Here is a 26245-nt window from a genome sequence, read left to right on the forward strand (position 1 = left end):
CACAAACTAACAAAATCTTATATCACTGATAGTATTTTTACTGATATCATATAAACCAGTCATTATCCGACTTGATGAAAAATGTAATGTACATCAATTTTTACATTTGGACATCAATACTATTTTTATTTTTAGTCAATAATAATACGTACTACCTTCAAGGGATCATCTATAATGAAACTGAGTAAAATTGCTTTGGCTGCGGCTTTAGTATTTGGTATTAATTCTGTTGCTACAGCTGAAAATGAAACGCCTGCACCAAAAGTAAGTTCAACTAAAGGCGAAATTCAATTAAAAGGTGAAATTGTTAATTCAGCATGTGGATTAGCAGCATCTTCAAGCCCTGTAATTGTTGATTTCAGTGAAATTCCAACTTCTGCATTAGCAAATCAGCAAAAAGCAGGAAATATCAAAAAAGATATTGAATTACAAGACTGTGATACAACTGTAGCGAAAACTGCCACAGTTAGCTATACACCAAGTGTTGTTAACGCTGTAAATAAAGATTTAGCCTCTTTTGTTTCTGGTAACGCATCTGGCGCAGGTATTGGCTTAATGGATGCGGGTAGTAAAGCAGTTAAATGGAATACTGCAACTACACCAGTACAATTAATTAACGGTGTATCAAAAATCCCATTCGTTGCTTATGTTCAAGCTGAATCAGCTGACGCTAAAGTAACGCCAGGTGAATTCCAAGCCGTTATCAACTTCCAAGTTGATTATCAGTAATCATATTGATTTAAATATCTAAATTAATAAATAAGTAATTACTGCGAAAACGCAGAGGATTTCCTCTGCGTTAAATTCAATAAAACACTTCAATTTAATAAAAATGAAAAGTAATTAAATAAATATTTATTATTTAATTACTTTTTATTTAATATAATAATTAGGCGTTTATTCATGTTAATTCCTTATTCACCCCACACAATATGGAAGACCATTTGTGCGACTTTGCTATTAAGCTTGGCGTTTTTCTCACAAGCAGAGCAGGACGATTCTGTGGAATTTAACATTCATATGCTAGACGCGGAAGATCGCGATAATGTCGACCTTTCACGTTTTTCTACCTCAAATTATATCATTCCGGGTATGTACTATTTAGATATTCGTCTAAATGGTCGCGACTTTCCTCGCCAAAATATTAATTATATTGAAGTAGCAGATAATCATTCCGTGGCTTGTATCGACCCTACTCTTTTAAAAAAGTTAACAATCAACCAAGAAAACCAAAAATATATCAAACAAATATCACCAGATTGTTTTGATATTAGCCAATTACCCGGTATCTCGATTAAAAATGATGGTGGTGTACTTGATATCACGTTACCGCGCTCATTAATGAAATATGAAGAATCTGATTGGACACCTCCGGAGCTTTGGGATAGCGGGGTCTCTGGGCTTATTTTTGATTATACATTAACAGGAACGTCAACTCGACCTAATAAAGGCAATAATAACAATACCTTAACTGGTTATGGCCAAGCGGGATTAAACTTGGGTGAATGGCGTTTACGAGCTGAATATCAAGGCAATTATTCTTCTGAATATTCATCTAACAATCGTTTTGATTGGAACCAAATTTATGCCTATAAGCCATTACCTGATCTCGCCGCTAAATTAACGGTTGGGGAAACTTATTTAAACTCTCAAATTTTTGATAGTTTCCGTTTTACAGGAGCCAATTTACAAAGCGATGAGAGAATGTTACCCCCTTCTCTCCAAGGCTATGCACCTGAAATTCATGGCATCGCCAATACCAATGCAAAAGTGACGGTAACCCAAAATGGACGTTTAATTTATGAGACAACCGTACCTGCTGGCCCTTTCGTGATTAACCATCTACAAAATACCGTACAGGGTCAACTCGATGTTAGAGTTGAAGAGCAAAATGGTAAGATTAACGAATTTCAAGTGCAAACCGCTAATTTGCCTTATATGACTCGCCCAGGATCTGTGCGTTTTAATACCTCACTGGGACAGTCATCCGTGAACAACCATAAAATGCAAGGCCCTATTTTCTATCAAGGGGATTTTTCATGGGGGATGAATAATACATGGTCTCTCTATGGTGGTGCTTTACTTACCGCTAAAGATTATAACGCATGGTCTTTAGGTATCGGCCATGATATGGGACGTTTTGGTACCCTTTCTGGCGATATTACACAGTCTTATAGCAAAACCTATGATAATGAAAAGATCAATGGGATGTCTTTTAAACTAAACTATGCAAAAACTTTTGATGAGTACCACAGTACCATTACTTTTGCAGGTTATCGTTTCTCAGAAAAAACATTTCGCTCTTTTTCTCAGTATATTGATGAGCGTTATAACGGCATCAATAATAATGGCTATGAAAAAGAAATGTACACCATTACCGGTAATAAAACTTTTTGGGCTGATGATGCAGAGAAATCGACCACCCTCTATCTCTCTTATCGCCACCAAAATTACTGGGATAAAAATACTCAAGAGCAGTATGGTGTCACAGTAAGTCGTAATTTTTCCATTATGGGGATTGAGCAAATCAATACCAACTTGTCAGCATTTCGTACCCAATATAAAGGGAATACTGACGATACGCTCTCTTTTAATATTTCACTACCATTAGGAAGTGGTCGCAATATTGGTTATAACTTGCAAGATAATAATGGCAAAGTGACACAAATGGCCTCTTATGCTGATAATCGCGATTATAATAATTTATGGCGCATAAGAGCAGGCTTAAGTTCGGATAAGAAAGCCAATACCGATGGTTATTATCAACATCGTTCTCAGTATGCAGAAATCAATGCCAATGCAAGCTATCAACAAGATAATTACTTAGCCGTGGGCGCAACGATAAAAGGCGGTTTTACTGCTACTCGTTATGGAGCTGCATTACACAGTAGCAGTATGACCTCTAGCACCGCAAGAATAATGGTGGATACTGATGGTGTTGCAGGGGTGCCCTTTAATGGTCAAAGCACGACTACGAACCGCTTCGGCATTGGCGTACTAACCGACTTAACAAGTTATAACAATGTTGATGCACGTATTGACGTCGATAAGATGGATCAAGATATTGAAACACGTAAGGCCATTGCTTCAACAACCTTAACAGAAGGTGCCATTGGTTATTACCAATTTCCGGTTCGTCAAGGTGAACGCTTAATGGCTGTCTTACAGACAACTGATAATAAATACCCTCCTTTTGGTGCAGAAGTCACCAATCAAAAAGGGGAAAGTATTGGTATGGTGATGGAAGAAGGCCTTGTTTATATTGCGGGTGTTAACCTTAATGAATCATTAAATGTAATTTGGAACGGTAAAACACAATGTTCAATTGCCATTCCCGCGGAAATAACAGATCCCTTAAAACATCAATCGCTCGTTTGTCAGGATCGTTAACAAATAAAATTAATAATGAGAGATAATTAACATGAACTCATTCAGCACACTAAAAACACTATTTTGTGGCTCTTTGCTGGCACTGAGTCTAGTGAATCCAACACAAGCGGGTGTTTCACTAGATAGAACTCGTATTGTATTAACGGGTAATGAAAACTCAGCCAGTGTTAATTTAAAAAATACCAGCCCTGATATTCCTTTTTTAGCGCAATCTTGGGTTGAAAATGAAAATGGGCAGAAGATCTCTTCACCCTTAGTGGCACTTCCACCGTTACAACGCCTTGATGGTGCTCAAAAAGGCGTAGTTCGCATTACAAAAACAGCTGAAGTTGGGCTATTACCTCAAGATAGAGAATCACTGTTTTATTTAAATGTGCGTGAAATTCCACCCGCACCAAAACAAGCCAACGTATTACAGATGGCGATGCAGTCACGCATTAAATTATTCTATCGCCCTAGTGCCATAGTACCTGAAAAACCGGGAATGGTTTGGCAAGATCAACTGGTGTTTAAAAAACAAGGTAATAAATTTATTGTTAATAATCCAACCCCTTATTACATCACGATTATCTCACTTTCTAATAAATTAAATGGTGAGGATAGCGATAAATTAACCACCTTCCCCGGATTAATGGTTGCGCCAAAAGCTTCACTGGATATACCAGTAAAAACCAGTAACGTTAATCAGTTTTATATGATGTATGTAAATGATTACGGTGGACACCCAGAGCTCAAATTTGTATGTCAGCAAGATAGCTGCAAAGTAGCCCCTAAAGATCAACAACCTAAATATTAATAAACTTGATGCCGGTAGGAATAAAATGATCCTCAATAAAAAAAACATTCATTCCAAATCAGTAATGCTATTTTGTGCCGGCATTGTTTCTTTAATGCCGTTGCACGCAATTGCTTATTTACAAGGTGAAGTGAGAACTAATGGTGGCCCTAATATTTTCTATGCAGTATTAGATCACACCACCTTTCCTAATAACAAAGCGGGAGAATTAGCAACAGTAAACTTTTCGTTGCCTGATCGCTATGATGGGACAGTATATTGTCCTAACTCACGTATCTATGATCGTGCATTAACCTATTTTAAAGCAACGACTGATTTACCCCCTGTTGGTAATAACTTTTATCAATTAAATGAGTATGTTGATATCAAAATTAATTTTGAAATTTGGGGGCCTAATCCTTTACCCACAGTGCCCTTTTCTGACATACCTAATAATAGAAATAACCAACAAGGTTGCAGAGTCCCCTCTTCACCTAAACCGCATATTTCCTCAGGAAGTAGCGGTCAACTCACTTTCCGTTTAAGAAAACCCATTATTAATGGTGTCAGTCTTAATGGGCAATCTCTTGCACAAATGTATGCCATGGTAAGTCACAGCGGTACGCCAAAAACCTATGGTTCAGAGCCTATTTCTAAATTAGTGATCACCTCGGGGATCATTACCACTAAAGATAAATGTATCTTTAATAATGGTTCACCAATTACCTTTGACTTTGGTAATGTGGGAAATACCTCTGATTATCTCAATGGGCAAAACTACAAAATTACTCGCAACATCCCCATCAAATGCGAAGGGGGAAGCTTTACTGATCCTAATAGCAGAATAATGTTTAAAGTTCAGACTGGTAGCTCAGGTATTGCGAGTTTTAATTCTAATTACCTTGGTACAACAGGCTCTGTAGATAGAAGTAACTTAGGTATCGTATTAAGAGATAAGTCAGGTACGATTATCCCACCTAACCAATATTTTTCAGTTGGCAAACTCAATAATTTCAACGGAAATTGGGAAGTAAGTGCAGCCCCCATCGCCAAAGCGGGCAGTAAAATTACTGAAGGTGAATTTTCAGCTCATGCGACACTCATTGCGGAGTTTATGTAATGAAAAACAGCATAATAAAGTCAGCTATAACTTGCTTGTTATTGCTCTCTCCTAGCACTTTTGCTGCCACTGATATTATTGGTGGAGAGATGGAATTTAAAGGTGTTGTTGTTGCACATGGCTGTACGATTGTTGCGGGAGATGAAAATAAAGTTATTGATTTCAAACAAATATCTGCAAAAGATCTCTATTCACTACAAAAAAGCAACCCCGTTGCTTTTAGTATCAGTTTAGAAAATTGTAGCCAAGATATTTATAAAAGTGTCACTATCACATTAGATGGTCAAGCGCATTCAACAATGCCCAATCATATAGCCGTTACTGGGAGTGGCTCAGAAGATCCGAAAAGTATTGGCATCGCTTTTACCGACAAGGCACATAATATTATTGAATTAAAAAAACCAAGTGCTCCTCAACAGCTTAATAATAAACGAGTACAATTTGATTTTATGGCCTATGTTGAAGCAACATCATCAGCTATTCAAAATCAAACGATACTCACAGGACCATTTCAAGCACAAGCAACCTATACACTCAATTACCAATAACAATTAAGCCAAATAGATGCTATTTGGCTTTCTCTTGTATGATTAAGCCTTGAGTAATTAAACGTTGCTGTTGTTTCAGTTGTTTTTTCTCTGCCCTTTTCATCTTAAAAAACTGGCTCAAGAGTTGTGCGCACTCCTCACCTAAAACCCCCGATGTTATTTCAACTTTATGGTTCATCCCGGGATGTTGCAAAATATCAATAAATGAGCCTGCGGCACCTGTTTTTAGATCAGATGCACCATAGACCACTCTTTTTACACGACTATGTACAATTGCTCCAGCGCACATAACGCAAGGCTCTAACGTGATATATAATGTGGCGTCAAGTAGGCGATAATTCTGTAGATGTTTCCCACCTTTACGCAATGCCATAATTTCCGCATGTGCAGTAGGATCATTATCAATAATGGAGTGATTCCAACCTTTAGCAATGATTTTATTATCAGCGACTAACACGGCTCCTACAGGAATTTCACCGAGTTGTTGTGCTTTATGTGCCTGCTCAATCGCTTTATGCATCCAATAAATATCATCTTTAATTTTATTCACAAGAACATCTCTTCATTATTATACAGCGCGGTATTGTAGCCTGTTTTAGATTGATAACTAAAGATATTAGCGTGTGAAATGTTATAAAAGATATTCCCCTCTGCAACATCAATATATTTAGAATCTTTCACGTATATGATAATCTCACACTCTTTTGTATATAATTGTGTATTTATTTTGTGTGGCAGTGCTCTATTATTTGTAGTAACACTGTCAATTTGCAGTAAAAATACAACCAATAAACTAAAAGTAACATATAAGTGCAAGATATAAGTTACTGTAATTTAATAATTTATATATTAAGTGACTGATATGGCTTTACTAATTACGAAGAAATGCATCAACTGCGATATGTGCGAACCCGAATGTCCTAACGATGCCATTTCAATGGGGAATGATATTTATGAAATCAATCCTGATCTTTGCACTGAATGTGTAGGACATTATGATAAACCGACTTGTCAGTCGGTATGCCCTATCACGAATACAATTATCATCGATCCTGCTCATACTGAATCGCAAGATGAATTATGGGAAAAGTTTGTACTGATCCACCACGCTGACAAAATCTAAGCAAACGCAATCGGGAATAAATTTAAGCGTTATTTTTCTAAAATAACGGTTGCACATGCGTAACGTTGCTCATCAGCCAGTGTCACGTGAATAGCATTTATTCCCGCTTTTTGCGCCATCTCTTTTGCCACAGCTAAAAAGTGCAATGTTGGTTTACCTAATTCATCATTAGCGACTTCAAAATGGTTAAATGCCAATCCTAAGCGAATGCCTGTACCTAATGCTTTGGCTGCGGCTTCTTTTACCGCAAATCGTTTAGCTAAAAAACGAACAGGTTGTTTATGTGATTGATATATAATCCATTCATTATCAGTAAGAATACGTCGCGCGAGGCGTTCTCCTGAACGCCCTATTATCTCTTCAATACGTGATATCTCAACGATATCCATACCTATACCAACAATAGCCATTAGCGACGCGCTTCTCTCATTAGGCGTTTCATTTCTTCAACGGCTGGTGCAAGCCCACTAAATACCGCTCGACCAATAATCGCATGACCAATATTGAGTTCATAAAGTTCAGGTAATGCAGCAATACGTTGTACATTATGATAATGCAAACCATGACCTGCATTGACTTTTAAACCTTTAGACGCTGCATAGGTTACCGCATCACGAATGCGAACAAACTCCTTCTCTTGAGCCTGTTCATCTTCAGCGTCAGCATAAGCACCAGTATGAATTTCAATAAAAGGAGCGCCGACACGATCTGCTGCATTAATTTGCTCATGGTCAGGATCAATAAATAAAGAGACTTTAATCCCCGCTAATGATAAACGTTTAATCGCATCAGCCACTTTCTCTTCATTACCCACCACGTCTAAACCACCTTCTGTGGTCACTTCTTGGCGTTTTTCAGGCACTAAACAACAAAAATCAGGTTGAGTTTGGCAAGCAATCTCAATCATCTCTTCTGTTACCGCCATTTCTAAATTTAATCTTGTTTGAACCGTTTGGCTGATCAGCATTAAATCACGATCGGTAATATGACGTCTGTCTTCACGTAAATGAATAGTGATCCCATCAGCACCCGCTTGTTCCGCAATAAATGCCGCTTGAACCGGATCGGGATAAGTTGTACCACGGGCATTACGTAGGGTTGCAATATGGTCAATATTAACGCCAAGTAGAATATCAGACATGCTCTTCTCCTGAAAAATAACGTTGTATTACCTTAGTTTACACATTCCATAGAGAAGAAAAAGACAATATTATTTATCCTCTATCAATACGCTTTTTTCGCACACTTTTTAATAGCAAATTGCCGAAACAGCTCTCTACTTTTTAATGGTTTTCCACCTAAATAAGGTTTCAATGCCATTCGTGTAAACCTTTTTGCTGCTTTCAATGTGCCAGCCGTAGGAAATTCTCGTTTTGCCAGCGATTTTAATTCCAATCCAGTAAAACTATAGTGATCAACCACCAAACTGGCAATAAAGCCTTTTTCTTCTCGGTATCGATAAGTCATGGTATCAGAAACAGGTTCACCACTTCCTGCACAATGCAAAAAGTCTAGGCCATAACCCAATTGCGTTAATAACGCTAATTCAAAGCGCCTTAGAGCAGCTTCTGGCGTGGTTTCACTGGCAGCAAGGATTTGCAAACAAGATAAGTATTCGAAAAAAAGCGTGCTATATGATGTGCCATTTTCCAAAACACGAGAAAGTAATTCATTGAGATACAGACCACTGTAAAGTACTGTGCCTGTTAATGGTAATGCTAAAGAGATAGGCTCAGCATCACGGAGGGTTTTTATCTCACCTCGCCCACTCCAACGAATGAGCAAGGGAGTAAAAGGTTGAAGAGCTCCTTTTAAAGGAGAGCGACGGCCGCGCGCACCTTTTGACAATATGCGCACTCGCCCTTCATTCTCAGTGAAAAAATCGAGCAATAAACTCGTTTCACTGTAAGGCCGAGCATGGATAACAAATGCACGTTGCCAGCCTTCCACTTCAGTAACCTACTATTTTAAATCGTCCACATAGCCAAGGCTACGTAAAGCACGTTCATCATCCGCCCAACCCGCTTTTACTTTCACCCAAAGTTCAAGATGAACTTTGTTTTCAAATAAATCTTCCATATCCATGCGGGCTTCCGTACCGATTTTTTTAATTTTAGCGCCTTTATTACCAATCACCATTTTCTTCTGGCCTTCACGTTCAACCAGAATCAAACCGTGAATATCATATCCACCGCGATCGTTAGTAACAAATTGTTCAATTTCAACCGTCACAGAATAAGGTAATTCTTCACCTAAAAAGCGCATCAATTTTTCACGAATAATTTCTGACGCCATAAAACGTTGAGAGCGATCAGTAATATAATCTTCTGGGAAATGATGAATGGCTTCAGGTAAACAGTTACGCACTATTTTAGCAATAGTATCGACATTCATGCCTTTTTCAGCACTAATCGGCACTACATCTAGAAAATCCATTTGTTGACTTAAAAAACCAATATGTGGCAGTAACTTGGTTTTATCTGTAACGTTATCAACTTTATTAATCGCTAATAGCACAGGACAACGTAGTGATTTTAATTTGTTTAATACCATTTCGTCATCAGGCGTCCAATTGGTTCCTTCGACAACGAAAATAACCAGTTCAACATCACCAATAGAGCTACTTGCTGCACGGTTCATTAAACGGTTAATGGCTCGCTTTTCTTCAATATGCAAGCCTGGGGTATCCACGTAAATAGCCTGATATGCACCATCAGTATCAATACCCATGATACGGTGACGGGTGGTTTGTGGCTTACGTGAAGTAATAGAAACTTTCTGCCCCAATAATTGGTTCAGTAATGTTGATTTCCCTACATTAGGGCGACCGACTATCGCAATAAATCCGCAATAGGTTTGTTCTTCGCTCATTCAAGCTCCAATTGTATTAATGCCTGTTCAGCAGCGGCTTGTTCGGCTTTACGACGGCTTGTACCCATCCCTTTAACAGGTTGGTCGATACCGCTTATCTGACAATGGATCGTAAACTCTTGGTCATGAGCTTCACCACGTACTTGTACAACAACATAAGAAGGTAGTGGTAAATGACGTCCTTGCAAATATTCTTGCAAGCGAGTTTTAGGATCTTTTTGCTTATCACCCGGACTGATTTCAGCCAAGCGATTCTCATACCATTTTAAGATGATATTTTCGATATTTTGAATATCACTATCAAGAAAAATAGCACCAATTAACGCTTCTACTGTGTCGGCCAAAATAGATTCGCGACGAAAACCACCGCTTTTTAATTCTCCCGGCCCTAACCGTAAACATTCACCGAGTTCAAATTCACGTGCTAGTTCAGCGAGGGTATTACCTCGCACTAAGGTTGCACGCATCCGGCTCATATCCCCTTCATCGACACGAGGGAAACGATGGTAAAGCGCATTAGCAATGACATAACTTAGAATTGAATCACCTAAAAATTCTAAGCGTTCATTATGTTTACTACTTGCACTACGGTGAGTAAGTGCCTGTAAAAGTAATTCGTTTTGTTTAAAAGTATAACCCAGTTTTTTTTGTAACTGGTTAACTAATAGAGTATTCATGTGCGATCAATTTCCATTACTTAATTTGAAGCACACGCAACAAACCTGTTTAAAAACAACGAGATATTATCGGGTTGAATAACAGAACTGTTGCGTTTGCACTGGCTCCTGTTTATACAGGAGCCAATCATGTTTAAAGAAGTGGCATATTCTACACTGAGATAGAAAGGAATGCTGTAGCTATTTTGTTAAAAATTACTTAATGCCACCAATACGGCTGAAACGAACACCTGTAGGCCATTCATTTTCTTGTTTCTCGAAGCTCATCCAAATCGTTGTGGCTTTACCGACTAAGTTTTGCTCAGGCACAAAGCCCCAGAAACGACTATCTGAACTACCATCACGGTTATCACCCATCATAAAATACTGACCTTCAGGGACAATCCACGTACCTTGAGGTAATCCCGGTTGAATAAATTCAGGTACAGTAACATCTCCCGGAATAGTCATAATACGATGAGAGACATCACCAATCGTTTCAATTCTCTCTTCTTGGCGAAATTGCGTAGCTGTAGAAATTGGCTCTTCAATCGGAATCGATTTCATACCGCTAATACGTTGACCACCAGGTACACTTTGTAACAGTAATGTCCATTCACTAGGATACGCTGTACCATAGGTTACCGCTATTTCATCATCACATATTGCTTTATTACAATTTGGGTAAATGTGTAATTTCTTCGACGTCATGTCATACACTATTTTATCCCCCGGTAAACCAATCACCCGTTTAATAAAGTCAGTTGATGGATCACGTGGGTATTTAAATACCGCAATATCACCACGTTTAGGTTTACCCGTACTAATCAAGGTTGTTTGTGTAATAGGATCTTTTAATCCATAAGCAAATTTTTCAACCAAGATGAAATCACCGACTAATAAAGTTGGCATCATCGAACGAGATGGGATCTGAAACGGCTCATACACAAAGGAACGCAAAATCAATACAATCGCCAATACAGGAAACAGAGAGCCTAATGTCTCTGCCCAGCTTGGTTTATTAATCGATTTTGCTAACTCTTGCTGATCCTCACTTCCCTGCGTTAACTCTTGTAAACGTTTTAACTTCGCTTTACGGGCTGGCTTTAATTTAAAACGATCTATACACCAAAAAATACCCGTAATTAGCGTTGCCAACGTTAGGATCAAGGCAAACGTGCTAGCCATATTTTCTCCTTAAATTATTTATCTTTACCAACATGCAGTATGGCTAAAAACGCTTCTTGTGGTAACTCGACATTACCAATTTGCTTCATACGTTTTTTACCTTCTTTCTGTTTCTGCAACAGTTTTTTCTTACGGCTAACGTCACCACCATAACATTTAGCTAATACGTTTTTACGTAACTGTTTAACAGTTGAACGAGCAATAATATGATTGCCAATTGCAGCTTGGATCGCAATATCAAACTGTTGACGTGGAATGAATTCTTTCATTTTTTCCACCAACTCACGTCCACGATACGGTGCGTTATCATTATGGGTGATTAATGCAAGTGCATCGACTCTCTCACCATTAATTAAGACATCAACACGTACCATGTTGGAGCCTTGGAAACGCAGGAAGTTATAATCTAACGAAGCATAACCGCGAGAGGTTGATTTTAAACGGTCAAAGAAATCTAATACCACCTCAGCCATCGGAATTTCATAAGTTAATGAAACCTGATTACCATGATAGACCATATTAGTTTGAACGCCGCGTTTTTCGACACATAAAGTAATCACATTACCTAAGTATTCTTGCGGTAGTAACATATGACATTCCGCAATAGGCTCTCTGATCTCTTCAATATTGTTCAGTGCCGGCAGTTTTGATGGGCTATCAACCATGATGATATCACCATTGGTCATTTCCACTTCATAAACTACTGTTGGTGCTGTGGTGATCAGGTCAAGATCATATTCACGCTCTAGGCGCTCTTGGATAATCTCCATATGGAGAAGGCCTAAGAAACCACAACGGAAACCAAATCCTAATGCGGATGAACTTTCCGGCTCATAAAAGAGTGACGCATCATTTAAGCTTAATTTTCCTAATGCATCACGGAATGATTCATAATCGTCAGAACTGACCGGGAATAACCCCGCATAAACCTGTGGTTTGACTTTTTTAAAGCCCGGTAATGGTTTGTCTGCAGGCTTCTGTGCGGCTGTTAATGTATCCCCAACAGGTGCACCAAGAATATCTTTAATACCGCAAACTACCCAGCCTACTTCACCGCAACTTAGCGATGTTGTATCAACTTGTTTAGGCGTAAAAATACCAATACGGTCGATATTATAAACTTGCCCTGTACTCATCACTTTGATTTTATCGCCTTTGTTGACTTTACCGTTTTTGATCCGGATAAGTGAGACAACACCAAGGTAATTATCAAACCAAGAGTCAATAATAAGTGCTTGTAGAGGCGCGTCAGGATCGCCTTCTGGCGCAGGTATTTCTTTCACCAGACGTTCAATCACTTCTTTTACACCCACGCCGGTTTTAGCAGAACAACGCACTGCATCGGTCGCATCAATACCGACAATATCTTCAATCTCTTCAGCGACACGCTCAGGCTCTGCGGCAGGTAAGTCAATTTTATTCAATACCGGAACGACAGTAAGATCCATATCTATCGCCGTATAACAGTTTGCTAATGTTTGGGCTTCAACCCCTTGCCCTGCATCGACAACCAGTAAAGCACCTTCACAAGCGGCAAGAGAGCGAGAAACCTCATAAGAGAAGTCAACGTGTCCTGGCGTATCGATAAAGTTAAGCTGATAAACTTCACCGTCATCAGCGGTATAATTGAGTGTTACGCTTTGTGCTTTGATGGTGATACCACGCTCACGCTCAAGATCCATAGAATCAAGAACCTGCGCAGCCATTTCACGATCTGTTAAGCCACCACAAATTTGAATAATTCGATCTGATAACGTCGATTTACCGTGGTCAATATGTGCGATAATGGAAAAGTTACGTATGTTTTTCATTCTGAAATTATTTTTCTCTATTGCTTTGCTCTATAAATCTGGCTTTAGCGTCGTTCATGGACACAAAGCGAAAACTCTATATTGCAGGAGTTATGATTGATGACGCATTCTACACACTAGAGACATTATACTCAAAGAAACGTTCATCAAACACAAACATTTATGATAAAGCTTACCTTTATTTATGCAGCGTAACTGCACTTTCACTAGATAGAAATTTGATTTTTATCTATCAATAAAAAAGATCAGAACCATAAAATAAGTTTAATAACAAAAAAATGGAGCCTATGCCCCATTTTTTATCATATTCATTCTTTATCATTATTCTTGATATTGTACTTGCAATTCATTAGGTGGAAGTCCTATTTGTAAAATAATAGGTTCAAATCCTTCATCTTTACTCCACCAGCGGGCAATATTTTTAGCTAATAAAAAGCCTAACACTCCCCCCACTAAACCACTACAAAAAATAGCCAACTCACTAGAAAGCCACAGGCTGGCTATCCCTGCAACGATAAATAATCCCAGCAAAGGAGTAAGGTAAACCAACATAGCGGAGCGAAGTAAACTATTTTCTGGGATACCAACTTCCACTTTTTGCCCCACCACTAAAGGTTGTTCAACAGGAAGTTCTAACTGATGAACAGTTTCAGGGCCTATTTTATTTAATAAATAAGAGCCACAAGCTGCTCGAGCTTGGCAACTCCCGCAACCGGACGATGAGCCATAACGTAGTAAAGCCCTCCCTTGTTGCCAATGTACGACTGTTGCCCACTCTTTAACCATAACTTATACCTTTTACTTTTTGGTAAACACCACACTGTTGACGATTTTCTGTGCTGTTATAAATGGCAATTGTCCAATAAAGGTAATTTCATTGCCATCTTTATCATAGGTATAAATTGTATTACGGCCATATCTCAATGCTTTATCACGTTCGGGGGAATTTAATTGCTGACCACTTTTGTTAACATAAATAGAGAAATCGAATAAGCCGTCACTATATAAAATAGATTGGCTAAATTCATTTTCAGCAATTTGATGATTGCTACGTTTTACCTCTTTAAATCCTTCAGGTAACGTTGTCACACGCCAATTGTAATTCAGTGCTTGAGTGGCTTTGGGGATCAACAATAGCGGGGGCATATTCACTTTATTGAGTGAATCTAACTCACTGATGATTTCTTTATTTTGATTAGCGGTGATCACCCGAAATTGTTCAATAACGTCATTATTTTTATCAAGCAGATCAACCCTTAATGGCAAATATCTCTCTTCATCAATAAATAAGACATATTCATAACGGTCATTATTTTTTGATAGCACACGAACAACACGACTTGGAATGTCGCCGATATGCGTTCTTCCCGCATCAATAAAATTGTAATACTCAGCGAGTTCAGCAAAATTTTGATAAATGATAGCAGGGAGATAATCAACGATATGTTCATTACGCAAACTAAACGCATCTAAACCTGGTTCAAAATAACTGATTTCATTCCCTCGTTGCACGATTTCTCGACGAGTGCTATCCATCTGCATCAATTGTGCCACAGGTTTACCATCGACAAGTGCATGACGATAACGAATAGGAACAATACCTTGAGAATTGATATTAATAAAAGATAATTCGTAAGTAGCGGTTTGCGTTGTATTACCCATCTTTTGCAACAAAGCCTCGGCATTTCCTATTTGAGGTTGTGCCAAGGCTTGTGTTGGTATTGATAGGTAACCCGCTAAAAGTAAAGCGGATAACCATGATTTTTTCATTACGACTCTATTGTTCCTACACGTAATTATAAATTGATACCACAATGATTACTGAGCCTGTTGCTGAGTTGTGTTTTGCGATGCTACAGGCACTTCATCTTGTGGTGCATTGTAGATACGGCGATCTAACTCATACTGTTGCAACATAAGTCCAAGGCGTTGATTACGCTCTTGTAGACGTGTTTGTTGGTTTTGGCCTAAATTATCACTTTGTAAATTTAAGCTGACTGGTGCCCCATTCCCCATAATAGGTTGAGTATTAAACACCGGCGTATCAACTTGGAAATCCTCAGCGCTATTGTTGCCATTATATTGCTGAACACCCACAATGACAGCTAATGACACACAGGCAGCAACACCAATTTGTGTTAACTGGCTAGCCCAAGGACGTAATTTTTGTAAGAAAGAGTGCTGACGCCATTGAGAAGGCGCAGGTTGCTGCTCTTGCTGTTGTTCAGGACTTATGCGGACTGGCTCATTTTCTAAAGCGAGTGCTACGCGACTTGCGATATCAAAGTGGATAACCTCTCCTACATCACCACGCATTGCATCACGAACTAAGTGGTAACGTTGCCATGTTTCTTTCATAGATTCATCACGGGCAATCGATCCCATTAATTCTTTATCAAGAACTTCGCCATCCATAAATGCAGAAAGTTTCTCTTTTTGCATGTAAAAGTACCCTTCAGTAAATGAGGGTTCAGCCATCTTATAACTCTTGTATTAATGGTTGAACCTTATTATCAATAGCTTCTCGCGCCCTAAAAATACGTGAACGAACCGTACCTACAGGGCAATCCATAATAACGGCTATCTCTTCATAGCTTAAGCCGTCAAGTTCCCGAAGTGTAATAGCAACCCTTAAATCTTCGGGTAACGACTCTATGGTTTGAAAAACTACTCTCCGTAACTCTTCAGACAACATTAAATTCTCAGGGTTCGAAATTTCTTTTAATGCGTTTGATGTTTCAAAATTTTCAACATCACTCGCATCTAAGTCATTTGAAGGCGGACGCCGCCCTTGTGCTACCAGATAATTTTTAGCTGTATTCACAGCGATGCGATAAAGCCATGTATAAAATGCGCTATCACCACGGAATGATCCAATAGCTCGATAGGCTTTTATAAAGGCTTCTTGTGCAACATCTGGCACATCACCCTGAGGTACATAACGGGAAATCAGACTTGCTACCTTGTGCTGATAGCGGATAACTAGCAAGTTAAACGCTTTCTGGTCACCCAGTTGTACCTTCTCGACCAACATTTGGTCCGTTAACTGCTCGCTCATTAGAGATGGACTCTCCCGAAGTCAAGCCTCAAACTATTTTTCAATGACTCCGTCATATTACTCTCGTTATTCCTTCTCGTTTTTATGAGCTACTTACGTTAGAGCATTAAAATAGAATGAAGTTCAATTCAATTATAATAATAAGAGATGAATCACAAAAAACTGTCGTTGTAATCACCAACCAATCTGCAATTTGCCAAGAAAAAAGCGATAACACAATGTGATAATTTAAATATATACCTTTATTTACAACAATATATACAATCTTAAACAATGTAATATTAACGGCAACATTAGTCTTTAATAATATAAATAAAAATCTGTGACCCAAGATTGGAACTGGGTTGTGTAATGACCGTCATTATTGCGGATAATCAGCTCTTCAATATTACATGGTTTAGTTTCGCCTTGATACTGTCTTTGAAAGGCTAGCAATATGCGATGGTAAGGCTTATCTGCACTATCTTTAATATTGACTCGCTGTACGACATTCCACCCTTTTCTTTGTGAGATTTCAATAAACTGTTCACCGATTAAATAGGGTAACACCACACAAAATAGGCCTTCATCTGTAATAAGTTGTTGTGCACTGTCAAGCAAACCTTCATGGGTCAATGTTTTCGTATAACGGGCTTGCTCGCGCTCTTGGTTACGGCATGCAACCGCTGGCTCAAAATAGGGTGGATTACTCACAATAAGATCATAGCGAGTTGGCGCTTGTTGCGCATATTGATAAATATCATGATGATAAATATGGATTAACGAACTCCACTGTGATTGGAGCGCATTTTCACGCGCCTGTAATGCGGCATCTTCATCAAGTTCAATACCATCAATACGCTCAACCTGCGGGGCACGTTGCGCTAACATCAAGGCAATTAATCCACTTCCCGTACCAATATCAAGCACCGTTTTTGCTTTAGTGATAGGCGCCCAAGCACCTAATAAAACGCCATCAGTACCCACTTTCATTTCACACTTATCATGAGCGACAAAAAATTGTTTAAATGTAAACCCGCCTTTGCGTAAACCTGCTTTCTTTACTTTCTTTTGCTTCATTGAATCGCTCTAATGATTTGTATAACTCTTTCTATTCTTAGAATGAATGCAATCCATATAATAGAAAAAGCGATATATGGTAAGATAACTTTTTTGCTACCTCTATCTTAACATTAAACGCTTTATATTCGATGCTTGCTTATTGACTTTAAGCCTAAAAAACAACACATAGCTGGAACAATCGATGATATATAATGTGATAGCGGTAAATCCTCTGGCTTTTAACAGAGGATAATGTCAAAATCCGCGCCCTAAATAGAGGTATACAATGACAGCCACGACATTTTCCAGTCTTGAACTTGATGAAAGTTTATTGACCGCATTAGAAGAAAAAGGATATCAACGTCCTACTGCTATCCAAGCAGAAGCTATCCCTGCCGCAATGGAAGGACGTGATATATTAGGCTCTGCACCAACGGGTACAGGGAAAACAGCGGCATTCTTACTTCCTGCTATTCAACATTTACTTGATTATCCACGAAAAAAATCAGGGCCACCTCGTGTTCTGATCTTAACACCAACCCGTGAACTTGCTATGCAAGTCGCTGATCAAGCAAAAGAATTATGCGCTCATACCCATCTAGACATCGCCACTATCACCGGCGGTGTTGCTTATATGAATCACGCAGAAGTTTTTAGTGAGAACCAAGATATTGTTGTTGCCACAACAGGTCGCTTATTGCAGTACATCAAAGAAGAGAACTTTGACTGTCGTGCTGTTGAAATGCTGATCCTCGATGAAGCTGATCGTATGTTAGATATGGGTTTTGCTAACGATATTGAAACTATTGCTGGGGAAACTCGTTGGCGTAAACAAACATTACTCTTTTCAGCCACATTAGAAGGCAATGCTGTGATTGATTTTGCACAGCGAATTCTTAATGAACCGGTTGAACTGAACGCTGACCCTTCTCGTCGTGAGCGTAAAAAAATTCAACAATTTTACTATCATGCAGATAATCTTGACCATAAAACTGCCTTACTTGCACATTTACTCAAACAAGAAGAAGTTAAAAAATCGATTGTTTTTGTACGTAAAAGAGAGCGAGTCAGAGAGTTAGCCGCAGCATTAGAAAAACAAGGTATCAAAGCCAGCTACCTTGAAGGCGAAATGGCTCAAACACAACGTAACGAAGCGATTAAACGTGTAGAGTCTGGCAAAATGCATGTGCTGATTGCGACAGATGTGGCGTCTCGAGGTCTTGATTTAGAAGATATCACCCACGTCTTTAACTTTGACTTACCGCGCACAGCTGATGTTTATTTGCACCGTATTGGCCGTACAGGTCGAGCGGGTCGTAAAGGGACTGCCATTTCATTAGTTGAAGCACACGATTATCCGCTACTTGGTAAAATTAGCCGTTATATCCAAGAGCCGATTAAATATCGTGTTGTAGCCCAATTACGTCCAGTGACTAAAGCCCCTAGTCAAAAAGCATCATTTAAGCCTTCTAAAAAAGTATTAGCAAAACGCAAAGCGAAAAAAGTAGAAGAGAAAAAAAACGTAAAAGAGAAAGTACGCGCACGCGATCGTAAAAATATTGGTAAACGCCGTAAAACCGCTACTGATAAAACCACCATCACTGCGGAAAAAACTAATCATATAAAAACAGAGCAACAATAATCTGTCTTCTTTACGTTACTTTGAACCATAATAAAAAACCGTCGTTATTAAATAACGGCGGTTTTTTATATTATCTTCTTTATTGATAAACAAAAAAACCTGATATAAACATACCAGGTTCTATCATTACTTAATGATTTTTAGTGAAAATTACAGGCTTTCAGTGAAAGTACGAGTAATTACATCACGTTGTTGTTCTGGTGTCAGTGAGTTAAAACGCACTGCATAGCCGGATACACGAATAGTCAATTGAGGATATTTCTCAGGATTGTTAACGGCATCTTCTAATGTTTCACGGCTTAATACGTTAACGTTTAGGTGTTGACCACCTTCTACACGTACTACCGGTTTAGATTCTACCGGTACTTCACGGTATTCGATGTTGCCTAATGCATCACGGCTAACAACTTGGCCTTCTTCAAAGCCTTTTTTTGCACAAATACAACGTGCTTCGCCGTTTTCATCATCTAACAACCAAAAAGAATGTAATAAATCGTCGTTATCAGCTTTAGTAATTTGGATACCAGTAATCATTTCGACCTCCAATGTGGGCACAAAATCAAATTCTAATGGCATATCAGAATTTGGGTATTTGGTCTAACCAATGTTTCTGTTTACTTATATACCAGTATAAATGGCGTCATTCTTTGATAAATATCAATAAAATTGATAAGGACATAACGGGTAATGGTGCAAAGTCTTGTTTTAAATCAATAATTACAACCCATGCAATTGCAATTTTTTTTGTAAATTTTCAAAAAATTTTTTAAATAACAATTAATTCGATTTTTTCGAGACGGAACATTTTCTTTCCATGGGTGAAATCGGTAAGCTTAGCCCCATAAGATATCAACAAGGATTTTATGTTATGACTACACCATTAACTTGGCATGATGTAATAGGTGCTGAAAAAGAAAAACCCTATTTTCAGCAAATTTTGTCTCAAGTCGCACAACAAAGACAAGCAGGCAAAATAATTTATCCTCCACAAGAAGATGTATTTAACGCTTTTCGCTTCACTCCCTTTGAAAATGTTAATGTTGTGATTTTAGGTCAAGATCCTTACCACGGCCCCAATCAAGCCCATGGGCTTTCCTTTTCTGTACGTCCCGGCGTTCCGGCTCCCCCTTCATTAGTTAATATGTATAAAGAGCTTGAACAAGAATACCCTGACTTCAAACGACCTAATCATGGTTATCTTGAGAGCTGGGCTCAACAAGGGGTATTACTACTTAATACCGTTCTTACAGTAGAGAAAGGCCAAGCTCACTCTCATGCTAACTATGGTTGGGAAGTTTTTACTGACGCGGTTATCGAACAAATTAATCAACGTCGTGAAGGCGTTATTTTCCTACTTTGGGGCGCTCATGCTCAGAAAAAAGGTCGTTTTATTGATACTAATAAACACTTTATCTTAAAAGCCCCTCACCCTTCACCACTCTCTGCACATCGTGGTTTTTTAGGCTGTGGTCATTTTAAACAAACCAATAATCTATTAGCGCAACAAGGACGCACGCCCATTAATTGGCAACTTGATCCTATTGAATAAGCTAGTGATAAAAACACAAAACCGCACAAAAGTGCGGTTTACTTATCCCACGCCCTGACTTATTGGCGCATTGATATAAGAATTATGGTTCTTATTTCGATACCACTACCATTGCTGGACGTAATAGACGACCATTTAAGGTATAGCCTTTTTGCATCACATCAACCACATGGTTTGCTTCATGCTCAGGGCTATCAATTAATGTCATCGCTTGGTGTACTTCAGGATTGAAGGCGACATTTTTTTCTTCAACGACTTCGATACCAAACTTACGCACCGCATCTAAGAATGATTTCAGGGTTAACTCTAAACCTTCAATCATCGGTTTCATTTGTTCATTTTCATGATCAGCGGCAGATAAAGCACGCTCTAAATTATCCAATACAGGTAGTAGCTCATTAGAAAATTTCTCAAGCGCAAATTTATGTGCTTTTTCAACATCCTGTTGAGTACGACGGCGAATATTCTCAATTTCGGCTTGAGCACGGATCATCGCTTCACGTTCCGTTTTTTGTGATTGCTGCAACTGTTTTTCCAGCTCATCAACGCGTGCAAGCGCTTGAACTAACTCAGCTTGTGCATCAAACTCCGCCTGAGCGTCTTCGCTTTTCACTTGCTCTTGAGATTCATTCATTACCGATTCCATTCCTTCTTTTTCTTTTGAGACTTGCTCTTCATGTACGTTTTGTTCTTTACTACTCATGAATATCTCCGCGTAGTTTTAGTATTCATCTTCATATTTAGTTTATTATGGGGATCAATAAACGGGTTTCAAGGAATAGGCGCTAAACGAGGGTAAAAAAAATGCCAGATAATACCGTAACGGAAGAAAAACAATTTAAATGCATTGGCATCGTCGGTCATCCCCGCCATCCTGAAGCACTTTCGACACATGAAATGCTCTATTATTGGCTCCTTGATAAAGGATATGACGTCATTATCGATACCCAAGTTGCTGAAGAATTAAAACTCACCGATACACAAACGGGTGATTTAACACAAGTCGGCAAACTCGCTGATCTGGTTATTGTTGTTGGGGGTGATGGCAATATGCTAGGCGCCGCCCGTGTTTTATCGCGCTATAATATCAAAGTGATTGGTGTAAACCGCGGTAACTTAGGTTTTCTGACCGATCTTGATCCTGATAACGCATTACAACAATTAACTAATGTATTAACAGGCCATTATCGTGAAGAAAAACGCTTCTTACTTGAAGCTCGTGTCTGTGCTGAAGGACAAAGAACACGGATTGGCACCGCCATTAATGAAGTCGTACTTCACCCCGGCAAAGTGGCGCATATGATTGAGTTTGAAGTCTATATTGATGATCGTTTTGCATTTTCACAACGTTCTGATGGTCTAATTATTACCACACCAACCGGATCGACGGCGTATTCACTCTCTGCAGGTGGCCCTATTCTTACACCTAATCTTGATGCGATTGCGCTGGTTCCGATGTTTCCCCATACGCTCTCTTCACGCCCTTTAGTCATTAGTAGCGACAGTCAAATTCGCTTAAAATTCTCACAAACCAATATTGATTATGAAGTCAGTTGTGATAGTCAGCTTGTATTACCTATCAAAGAAGGGGATGAGGTAATTATTAAGCGGAGTCGACAAAAACTTAACTTAGTCCACCCAACTGACTACAACTATTTTAATACACTCAGCTCAAAATTAGGTTGGTCAAAAAAAATGTTCTGATTTTTGTGCCTCGCTACTTTACTGTATAAAAAACCAGTTTATACTGTATGTAATTACAGATATGTTTTTATACAGGAGAGGCACTATGCTGACTCAATTAACTATTAGTCATTTTGCCATAGTCCGTGAACTTGAAATCGACTTTTCTGGTGGCATGACCACAATTACCGGTGAAACGGGCGCAGGTAAATCTATTGCGATTGACGCATTAGGCTTGTGTTTAGGAAACCGTGGTGATGCTAATATGGTTCGCCCTGGTGCCACTAGAGCGGATTTATGCGCACGATTTTCACTCTCTGATACCCCTTCCGCCCAGCGTTGGTTAGAAGAACATCATCTTGACGATCATAACGAATGCCTATTAAGAAGAACCATTGCAGCAGATGGCCGCTCTCGTGGTTTTATTAATGGTACTTCTGTCCCTTTGTCTCAACTAAGAGAGCTTGGCTCATTGCTGATCCAAATTCATGGGCAACATGCTCATCAACAACTGTTAGAGCCTCGCTACCAAAAACATTTACTTGATATCTATGCTAATGAACCTGCTTTATTAAAAAAGATGAAAGCGGCTTATCAAACCTGGCATCAGAGTTGCCAAACCTTAGCGACTTTTCAACAACAATCTTTAGAAAGAGAAGCAAGGCAACAACTGATTGATTATCACTTAAAAGAGCTTAACGAGTTCCAACCTGTTGCGGGGGAATACCCTGAATTAGATCAAGAGTATAAAAGGTTATCTAATTGTGGTCAATTTCTGACCTTGAGCCAAAATAGTTTGCAGATCTTAAGTGATAACGAAGAACAAAATATTTTAAGTATGCTGAATGTGGCCAAACATGAGATCAGCGAACTTTCCACAATGGAGAGCCAATTTAATTCACTGTTAGATATGCTGGAAGAAGCAAGTATTCAAATTAGCGAAGTGAGTGATGAACTACGCCACTACAGTGATCGTTTAGAAATGGATCCTAACCGTTTATTCGAATTAGAAAAACGTATTTCCAAATATATTAGTCTATCTCGTAAACATCGCGTCACCCCTGAAGAGCTATATGAACTGCATCAACAATTAATTGAAGAAAAAGAGGCACTATTACGCCAAAATGATGACTGTGATGCATTAATGGAACAAGTTAAAATTGATCATGCAGCCGCATTGGACGTGGCAAAACAACTTCATCAAATTCGTCAACAGTATGCACACGAATTAAGTCAGCTTATTACCAATAGCATGCATCAATTATCAATGCCTCATGGCTATTTAACTGTAGATACATTGTTTGATGAAAATGTCTTACAAATTGATGGTGCGACAAAAGTTGAGTTCAATGTCACCACCAACCCGGGGCAACCTCATCAAGCTCTCTCTAAAGTTGCGTCTGGCGGTGAGCTATCACGTATCGCTCTTGCTATCCAAGTGATCACCGCAAAAAAAATGGATACACCCGCGCTGATTTTTGATGAAGTAGATGTTGGTATTAGTGGACCAACAGCAGCTATTGTCGGTAAGTTATTACGTGAATTAGGCGAATCGACACAAGTTATGTGTGTTACTCACCTACCGCAAGTAGCAGGCTGTGGTCATCAACACTATTTTGTTAATAAAGAGACTAATGGTGAAGAGACAGAAACCACCATGAAGCTGTTAACTAAAAAAGAGCGTTTACAGGAGTTAGCCCGCTTATTAGCAGGAAGTGAAGTGACTAAAAACACCCTTGCTAACGCAAAAGATCTGCTGGCAGCCTAACGATTAACAAACTTTTATCGATATTTAGGGTCTTAGGCAGAGCGTGAAAGGTTTTCAATTGCTGCATTGTCGATTATCATCGTCACTATGACCCTAAAAGGAATGTAATAGCCATGCGTTTTAAACTGTTAAAAGTTGCCGCCTTATCTTTAGTCGTAATGACTTCAGGTTGCTCGATGTTCGAAAGACTGGTTTATCACCCAGATATCAATCAGGGTAATTATTTAACACCAGCCGAAGTCGCCAAAGTTCAACAAGGAATGACACAGCAGCAAGTTCAATTTGCCCTCGGAACACCTATGCTGAAAGATCCTTTCGGAACTCAAACTTGGTATTATGTTTTCCGTGAACAGCCAGGCCATCAAAAAGTGCGTCAAGAAACTCTGACACTGACATTTGATAATAATGGCATACTGACTAAGATTGACAAACAAGGTGATATGCCGAGTTTTTCTAATCAAACCAGTAAAGACTAATCTCACTATACGATTGGCAAAAACGAAATTGCACCCCATTTGTAATTCAACAATGGGGTGTGTTTTATGACCAACATATCGATGCAATCAATGAGATACAATGATTTGATTATGACGTGGTGAAAATGTTAACTATTCAGTTTTTTGGCGTGCTTTTTCAGCGCGTTTACGGCGCATCTCTTTAGGATCAGCGATTAACGGTCGATAGATTTCAACGCGATCGCCATCACGCACATTATCACTCAATTTTGCTGGTCGACTATAGATACCCACTTTATTTTTAGTTAAATCGATATCATTACAAATCGTTAAAATATTTGAGGCAATAATTGCTTGTTCAACAGTATCCCCCAGTGTTAACTCCACAGGGATAACATATTGTTTATCTGGTAACGCGTAGGCTACCTCAACCCATATTTTAGTCACGATAAATCTCTTTCGCTCTTTGAGTAAACGCCTGCACCATATTATTTGTTAAGTCTTTAAAAATACGGCCAAAAGCTAACTCAATTAATTTATTGGTGAACTCAAAGTCTAGCTGAAACTCAACCTTACATGCATTATCATCTAATGCGGTAAATACCCAGCCTCCGGTTAGTTTACGAAAAGGGCCATCCACAAGACGCATATCAACACGTTCATTGGTTTTTAAAAAATTATGGGTAGTGAATGTTTTACTGATCCCTGCTTTAGAAACCTGAACAGATGCAATCATTTCTTCTGGAGTGCTTTTGATCAGTTTACTTCCAACGCATCCTGGTAGAAAATCAGGATAAGTAAGAACATCATTCACTAGTTTAAACATTTGCTCTGCACTAAAAGGAACTAGAGCAGATCGACTAATCTGAGGCATAGTTATTCCTGTACGACAACACTGTGTGCGATCATATCATTGAACAGTGATTAAATAAAAATCTAATGGAATATAGCTTAAGTTTTACGCAATTGAAAAGAAAACAGACGCTTAAATGATTTCTTTCTATTGCTCATACAGTATAATGTGGAAATTATGACAAAGAAAAAATCACACAAACCCGGCTCTGCCACTATTGCACTCAATAAACGTGCTCGCCATGAATATTTCATTGAAGATGAAATCGAGGCGGGACTGTCGTTACAGGGCTGGGAAGTTAAATCACTGCGTGCGGGTAAAGCCAATATCAGTGATAGCTATGTAATCATGCGTGATGGTGAGGCATACCTGTTTGGTGCCACCATTACACCGTTAAACGTTGCCTCTACTCATGTTGTTTGTGATCCGACACGTACGCGTAAACTGTTATTAAAACAACGTGAATTAGCTAATCTCTATGGCCAAATAAACCGTGATGGTTACACCGTGGTTGCCCTTTCCTTATATTGGAAAAATGCATGGTGTAAAATCAAAATTGGCGTAGCTAAAGGTAAAAAAGATCACGATAAGCGTGACACCATAAAAGATCGTGAGTGGAAATTAGACAAAGCACGGATCATGAAAAATGCTAACCGCTAAATTGCGTTAACTACTAGCAATAGCAGGTATTTTTCTGATATACTCACTTTCAAC

The 26245-nt window shown here is 38.9% G+C and carries 29 protein-coding genes; 12 read left to right on the top strand and 17 right to left on the bottom strand.

The window, feature by feature from the left end:
* Positions 1-174 precede the first annotated feature (174 nt).
* The 5 genes from AACU95_RS07190 to AACU95_RS07210 all read left to right on the top strand — a co-directional run bounded on the left by AACU95_RS07190 (position 175) and on the right by AACU95_RS07210 (position 5833).
* Positions 175-729 carry a fimbrial protein gene (locus AACU95_RS07190; protein WP_004248449.1) on the top strand — a complete coding sequence of 185 codons (555 nt, stop codon included), beginning with the start codon at positions 175-177 and terminating at the stop codon, positions 727-729.
* A gap of 174 nt (positions 730-903) precedes the next feature.
* Entirely contained in the window at positions 904-3390 is a 2487-nt protein-coding gene (locus AACU95_RS07195; RefSeq protein ID WP_036970971.1) for a fimbria/pilus outer membrane usher protein, read from the top strand.
* A gap of 31 nt (positions 3391-3421) precedes the next feature.
* Positions 3422-4186 (top strand): fimbrial biogenesis chaperone, encoded by a 765-nt coding sequence (locus AACU95_RS07200; protein ID WP_036970969.1) that lies wholly within the window; start codon positions 3422-3424, stop codon positions 4184-4186.
* A gap of 25 nt (positions 4187-4211) precedes the next feature.
* Positions 4212-5285 carry a fimbrial protein gene (locus tag AACU95_RS07205; protein ID WP_017627959.1) on the top strand — a complete coding sequence of 358 codons (1074 nt, stop codon included), beginning with the start codon at positions 4212-4214 and terminating at the stop codon, positions 5283-5285.
* The gene (locus AACU95_RS07210) at positions 5285-5833 is read left to right on the top strand and encodes a fimbrial protein (RefSeq protein WP_004248452.1); all 549 of its coding nucleotides are present in this window, start codon (positions 5285-5287) and stop codon (positions 5831-5833) included. Before AACU95_RS07205 ends, AACU95_RS07210 begins: the two co-directional genes overlap by 1 nt.
* 19 nt (positions 5834-5852) lie before the next feature.
* Here AACU95_RS07210 and tadA read toward each other — a convergent pair whose 3' ends face one another.
* On the bottom strand, positions 5853-6383 hold the full coding sequence (gene tadA / locus AACU95_RS07215) for a tRNA adenosine(34) deaminase TadA (RefSeq protein WP_141192299.1): 531 nt from the start codon (positions 6381-6383) through the stop codon (positions 5853-5855).
* 312 nt (positions 6384-6695) lie between these two features.
* Here tadA and AACU95_RS07220 point away from each other — a divergent pair, with 312 nt between their 5' ends.
* A complete protein-coding gene (locus AACU95_RS07220) occupies positions 6696-6956 on the top strand; it encodes a YfhL family 4Fe-4S dicluster ferredoxin (protein ID WP_004243886.1) in 261 nt (86 codons plus the stop codon).
* A gap of 29 nt (positions 6957-6985) precedes the next feature.
* On the opposite strand, the gene acpS is transcribed toward AACU95_RS07220, so the two are convergent.
* The 12 genes from acpS to trmN all read right to left on the bottom strand — a co-directional run bounded on the left by acpS (position 6986) and on the right by trmN (position 17599).
* Positions 6986-7366 (bottom strand): holo-ACP synthase, encoded by a 381-nt coding sequence (gene acpS / locus AACU95_RS07225; RefSeq protein ID WP_004243887.1) that lies wholly within the window; start codon positions 7364-7366, stop codon positions 6986-6988.
* On the bottom strand, positions 7366-8097 hold the full coding sequence (gene pdxJ / locus AACU95_RS07230) for a pyridoxine 5'-phosphate synthase (protein WP_004243888.1): 732 nt from the start codon (positions 8095-8097) through the stop codon (positions 7366-7368). Before pdxJ ends, acpS begins: the two co-directional genes overlap by 1 nt.
* A gap of 83 nt (positions 8098-8180) precedes the next feature.
* Positions 8181-8906, bottom strand: a complete 726-nt coding sequence (gene recO, locus AACU95_RS07235) for a DNA repair protein RecO (protein WP_141192341.1) — start codon at positions 8904-8906, stop codon at positions 8181-8183.
* A gap of 12 nt (positions 8907-8918) precedes the next feature.
* Entirely contained in the window at positions 8919-9827 is a 909-nt protein-coding gene (era, locus tag AACU95_RS07240; protein ID WP_004243892.1) for a GTPase Era, read from the bottom strand.
* Positions 9824-10504 carry a ribonuclease III gene (gene rnc / locus AACU95_RS07245; RefSeq protein WP_004248457.1) on the bottom strand — a complete coding sequence of 227 codons (681 nt, stop codon included), beginning with the start codon at positions 10502-10504 and terminating at the stop codon, positions 9824-9826. Before rnc ends, era begins: the two co-directional genes overlap by 4 nt.
* A 195-nt stretch (positions 10505-10699) precedes the next feature.
* The gene (gene lepB / locus AACU95_RS07250) at positions 10700-11671 is read right to left on the bottom strand and encodes a signal peptidase I (protein WP_004248458.1); all 972 of its coding nucleotides are present in this window, start codon (positions 11669-11671) and stop codon (positions 10700-10702) included.
* 14 nt (positions 11672-11685) lie between these two features.
* Complete coding sequence (gene lepA, locus AACU95_RS07255; protein ID WP_004243894.1) at positions 11686-13482, bottom strand: translation elongation factor 4; 1797 nt, start codon at positions 13480-13482, stop codon at positions 11686-11688.
* 321 nt (positions 13483-13803) lie between these two features.
* Positions 13804-14268 (bottom strand): SoxR-reducing system protein RseC, encoded by a 465-nt coding sequence (rseC, locus tag AACU95_RS07260; protein ID WP_004243895.1) that lies wholly within the window; start codon positions 14266-14268, stop codon positions 13804-13806.
* A gap of 12 nt (positions 14269-14280) precedes the next feature.
* On the bottom strand, positions 14281-15252 hold the full coding sequence (gene rseB, locus AACU95_RS07265) for a sigma-E factor regulatory protein RseB (protein ID WP_004243896.1): 972 nt from the start codon (positions 15250-15252) through the stop codon (positions 14281-14283).
* 48 nt (positions 15253-15300) lie between these two features.
* Positions 15301-15924: an anti-sigma-E factor RseA gene (gene rseA / locus AACU95_RS07270; protein ID WP_012368140.1), complete on the bottom strand. Its 624-nt coding sequence runs from the start codon at positions 15922-15924 to the stop codon at positions 15301-15303.
* A 37-nt stretch (positions 15925-15961) separates the two neighbouring features.
* Positions 15962-16540 (bottom strand): RNA polymerase sigma factor RpoE, encoded by a 579-nt coding sequence (gene rpoE, locus AACU95_RS07275; RefSeq protein WP_004243899.1) that lies wholly within the window; start codon positions 16538-16540, stop codon positions 15962-15964.
* A gap of 300 nt (positions 16541-16840) precedes the next feature.
* A complete protein-coding gene (trmN, locus tag AACU95_RS07280) occupies positions 16841-17599 on the bottom strand; it encodes a tRNA(1)(Val) (adenine(37)-N(6))-methyltransferase TrmN (RefSeq protein WP_141192187.1) in 759 nt (252 codons plus the stop codon).
* A gap of 268 nt (positions 17600-17867) precedes the next feature.
* Between trmN and srmB the strand changes: the two genes are divergently transcribed.
* Positions 17868-19223, top strand: a complete 1356-nt coding sequence (gene srmB / locus AACU95_RS07285; RefSeq protein ID WP_004243902.1) for an ATP-dependent RNA helicase SrmB — start codon at positions 17868-17870, stop codon at positions 19221-19223.
* A gap of 150 nt (positions 19224-19373) precedes the next feature.
* Here the strand turns inward: srmB and grcA are convergent, their stop codons facing one another.
* A complete protein-coding gene (gene grcA / locus AACU95_RS07290) occupies positions 19374-19757 on the bottom strand; it encodes an autonomous glycyl radical cofactor GrcA (protein WP_004248459.1) in 384 nt (127 codons plus the stop codon).
* A 334-nt stretch (positions 19758-20091) separates the two neighbouring features.
* Between grcA and ung the strand changes: the two genes are divergently transcribed.
* Positions 20092-20772 carry a uracil-DNA glycosylase gene (gene ung / locus AACU95_RS07295; RefSeq protein WP_012368143.1) on the top strand — a complete coding sequence of 227 codons (681 nt, stop codon included), beginning with the start codon at positions 20092-20094 and terminating at the stop codon, positions 20770-20772.
* A gap of 91 nt (positions 20773-20863) precedes the next feature.
* On the opposite strand, the gene grpE is transcribed toward ung, so the two are convergent.
* Positions 20864-21475, bottom strand: a complete 612-nt coding sequence (grpE, locus tag AACU95_RS07300) for a nucleotide exchange factor GrpE (protein ID WP_004243909.1) — start codon at positions 21473-21475, stop codon at positions 20864-20866.
* Positions 21476-21576: 101 nt separating this feature from the next.
* Here grpE and nadK point away from each other — a divergent pair, with 101 nt between their 5' ends.
* The 3 genes from nadK to bamE all read left to right on the top strand — a co-directional run bounded on the left by nadK (position 21577) and on the right by bamE (position 24699).
* On the top strand, positions 21577-22476 hold the full coding sequence (gene nadK, locus AACU95_RS07305) for an NAD(+) kinase (protein ID WP_115286873.1): 900 nt from the start codon (positions 21577-21579) through the stop codon (positions 22474-22476).
* 85 nt (positions 22477-22561) lie between these two features.
* Positions 22562-24223: a DNA repair protein RecN gene (gene recN, locus AACU95_RS07310; protein ID WP_004248462.1), complete on the top strand. Its 1662-nt coding sequence runs from the start codon at positions 22562-22564 to the stop codon at positions 24221-24223.
* Positions 24224-24336: 113 nt separating this feature from the next.
* The gene (bamE, locus tag AACU95_RS07315) at positions 24337-24699 is read left to right on the top strand and encodes an outer membrane protein assembly factor BamE (RefSeq protein WP_004243912.1); all 363 of its coding nucleotides are present in this window, start codon (positions 24337-24339) and stop codon (positions 24697-24699) included.
* A gap of 132 nt (positions 24700-24831) precedes the next feature.
* Here bamE and AACU95_RS07320 read toward each other — a convergent pair whose 3' ends face one another.
* Both AACU95_RS07320 and AACU95_RS07325 read right to left on the bottom strand, forming a co-directional pair.
* A complete protein-coding gene (locus AACU95_RS07320) occupies positions 24832-25125 on the bottom strand; it encodes an RnfH family protein (RefSeq protein ID WP_004243913.1) in 294 nt (97 codons plus the stop codon).
* The gene (locus AACU95_RS07325; protein WP_004243914.1) at positions 25118-25552 is read right to left on the bottom strand and encodes a type II toxin-antitoxin system RatA family toxin; all 435 of its coding nucleotides are present in this window, start codon (positions 25550-25552) and stop codon (positions 25118-25120) included. Before AACU95_RS07325 ends, AACU95_RS07320 begins: the two co-directional genes overlap by 8 nt.
* Positions 25553-25708: 156 nt before the next feature.
* Here AACU95_RS07325 and smpB point away from each other — a divergent pair, with 156 nt between their 5' ends.
* Positions 25709-26191, top strand: coding sequence for an SsrA-binding protein SmpB (smpB, locus tag AACU95_RS07330; protein ID WP_004243915.1), 483 nt, complete (start codon positions 25709-25711; stop codon positions 26189-26191).
* Positions 26192-26245 lie beyond the last annotated feature (54 nt).

Origin of the sequence: Proteus sp. G4415, assembly GCF_963896075.1 — a bacterium.
GTDB lineage: Bacteria > Pseudomonadota > Gammaproteobacteria > Enterobacterales > Enterobacteriaceae > Proteus > Proteus mirabilis.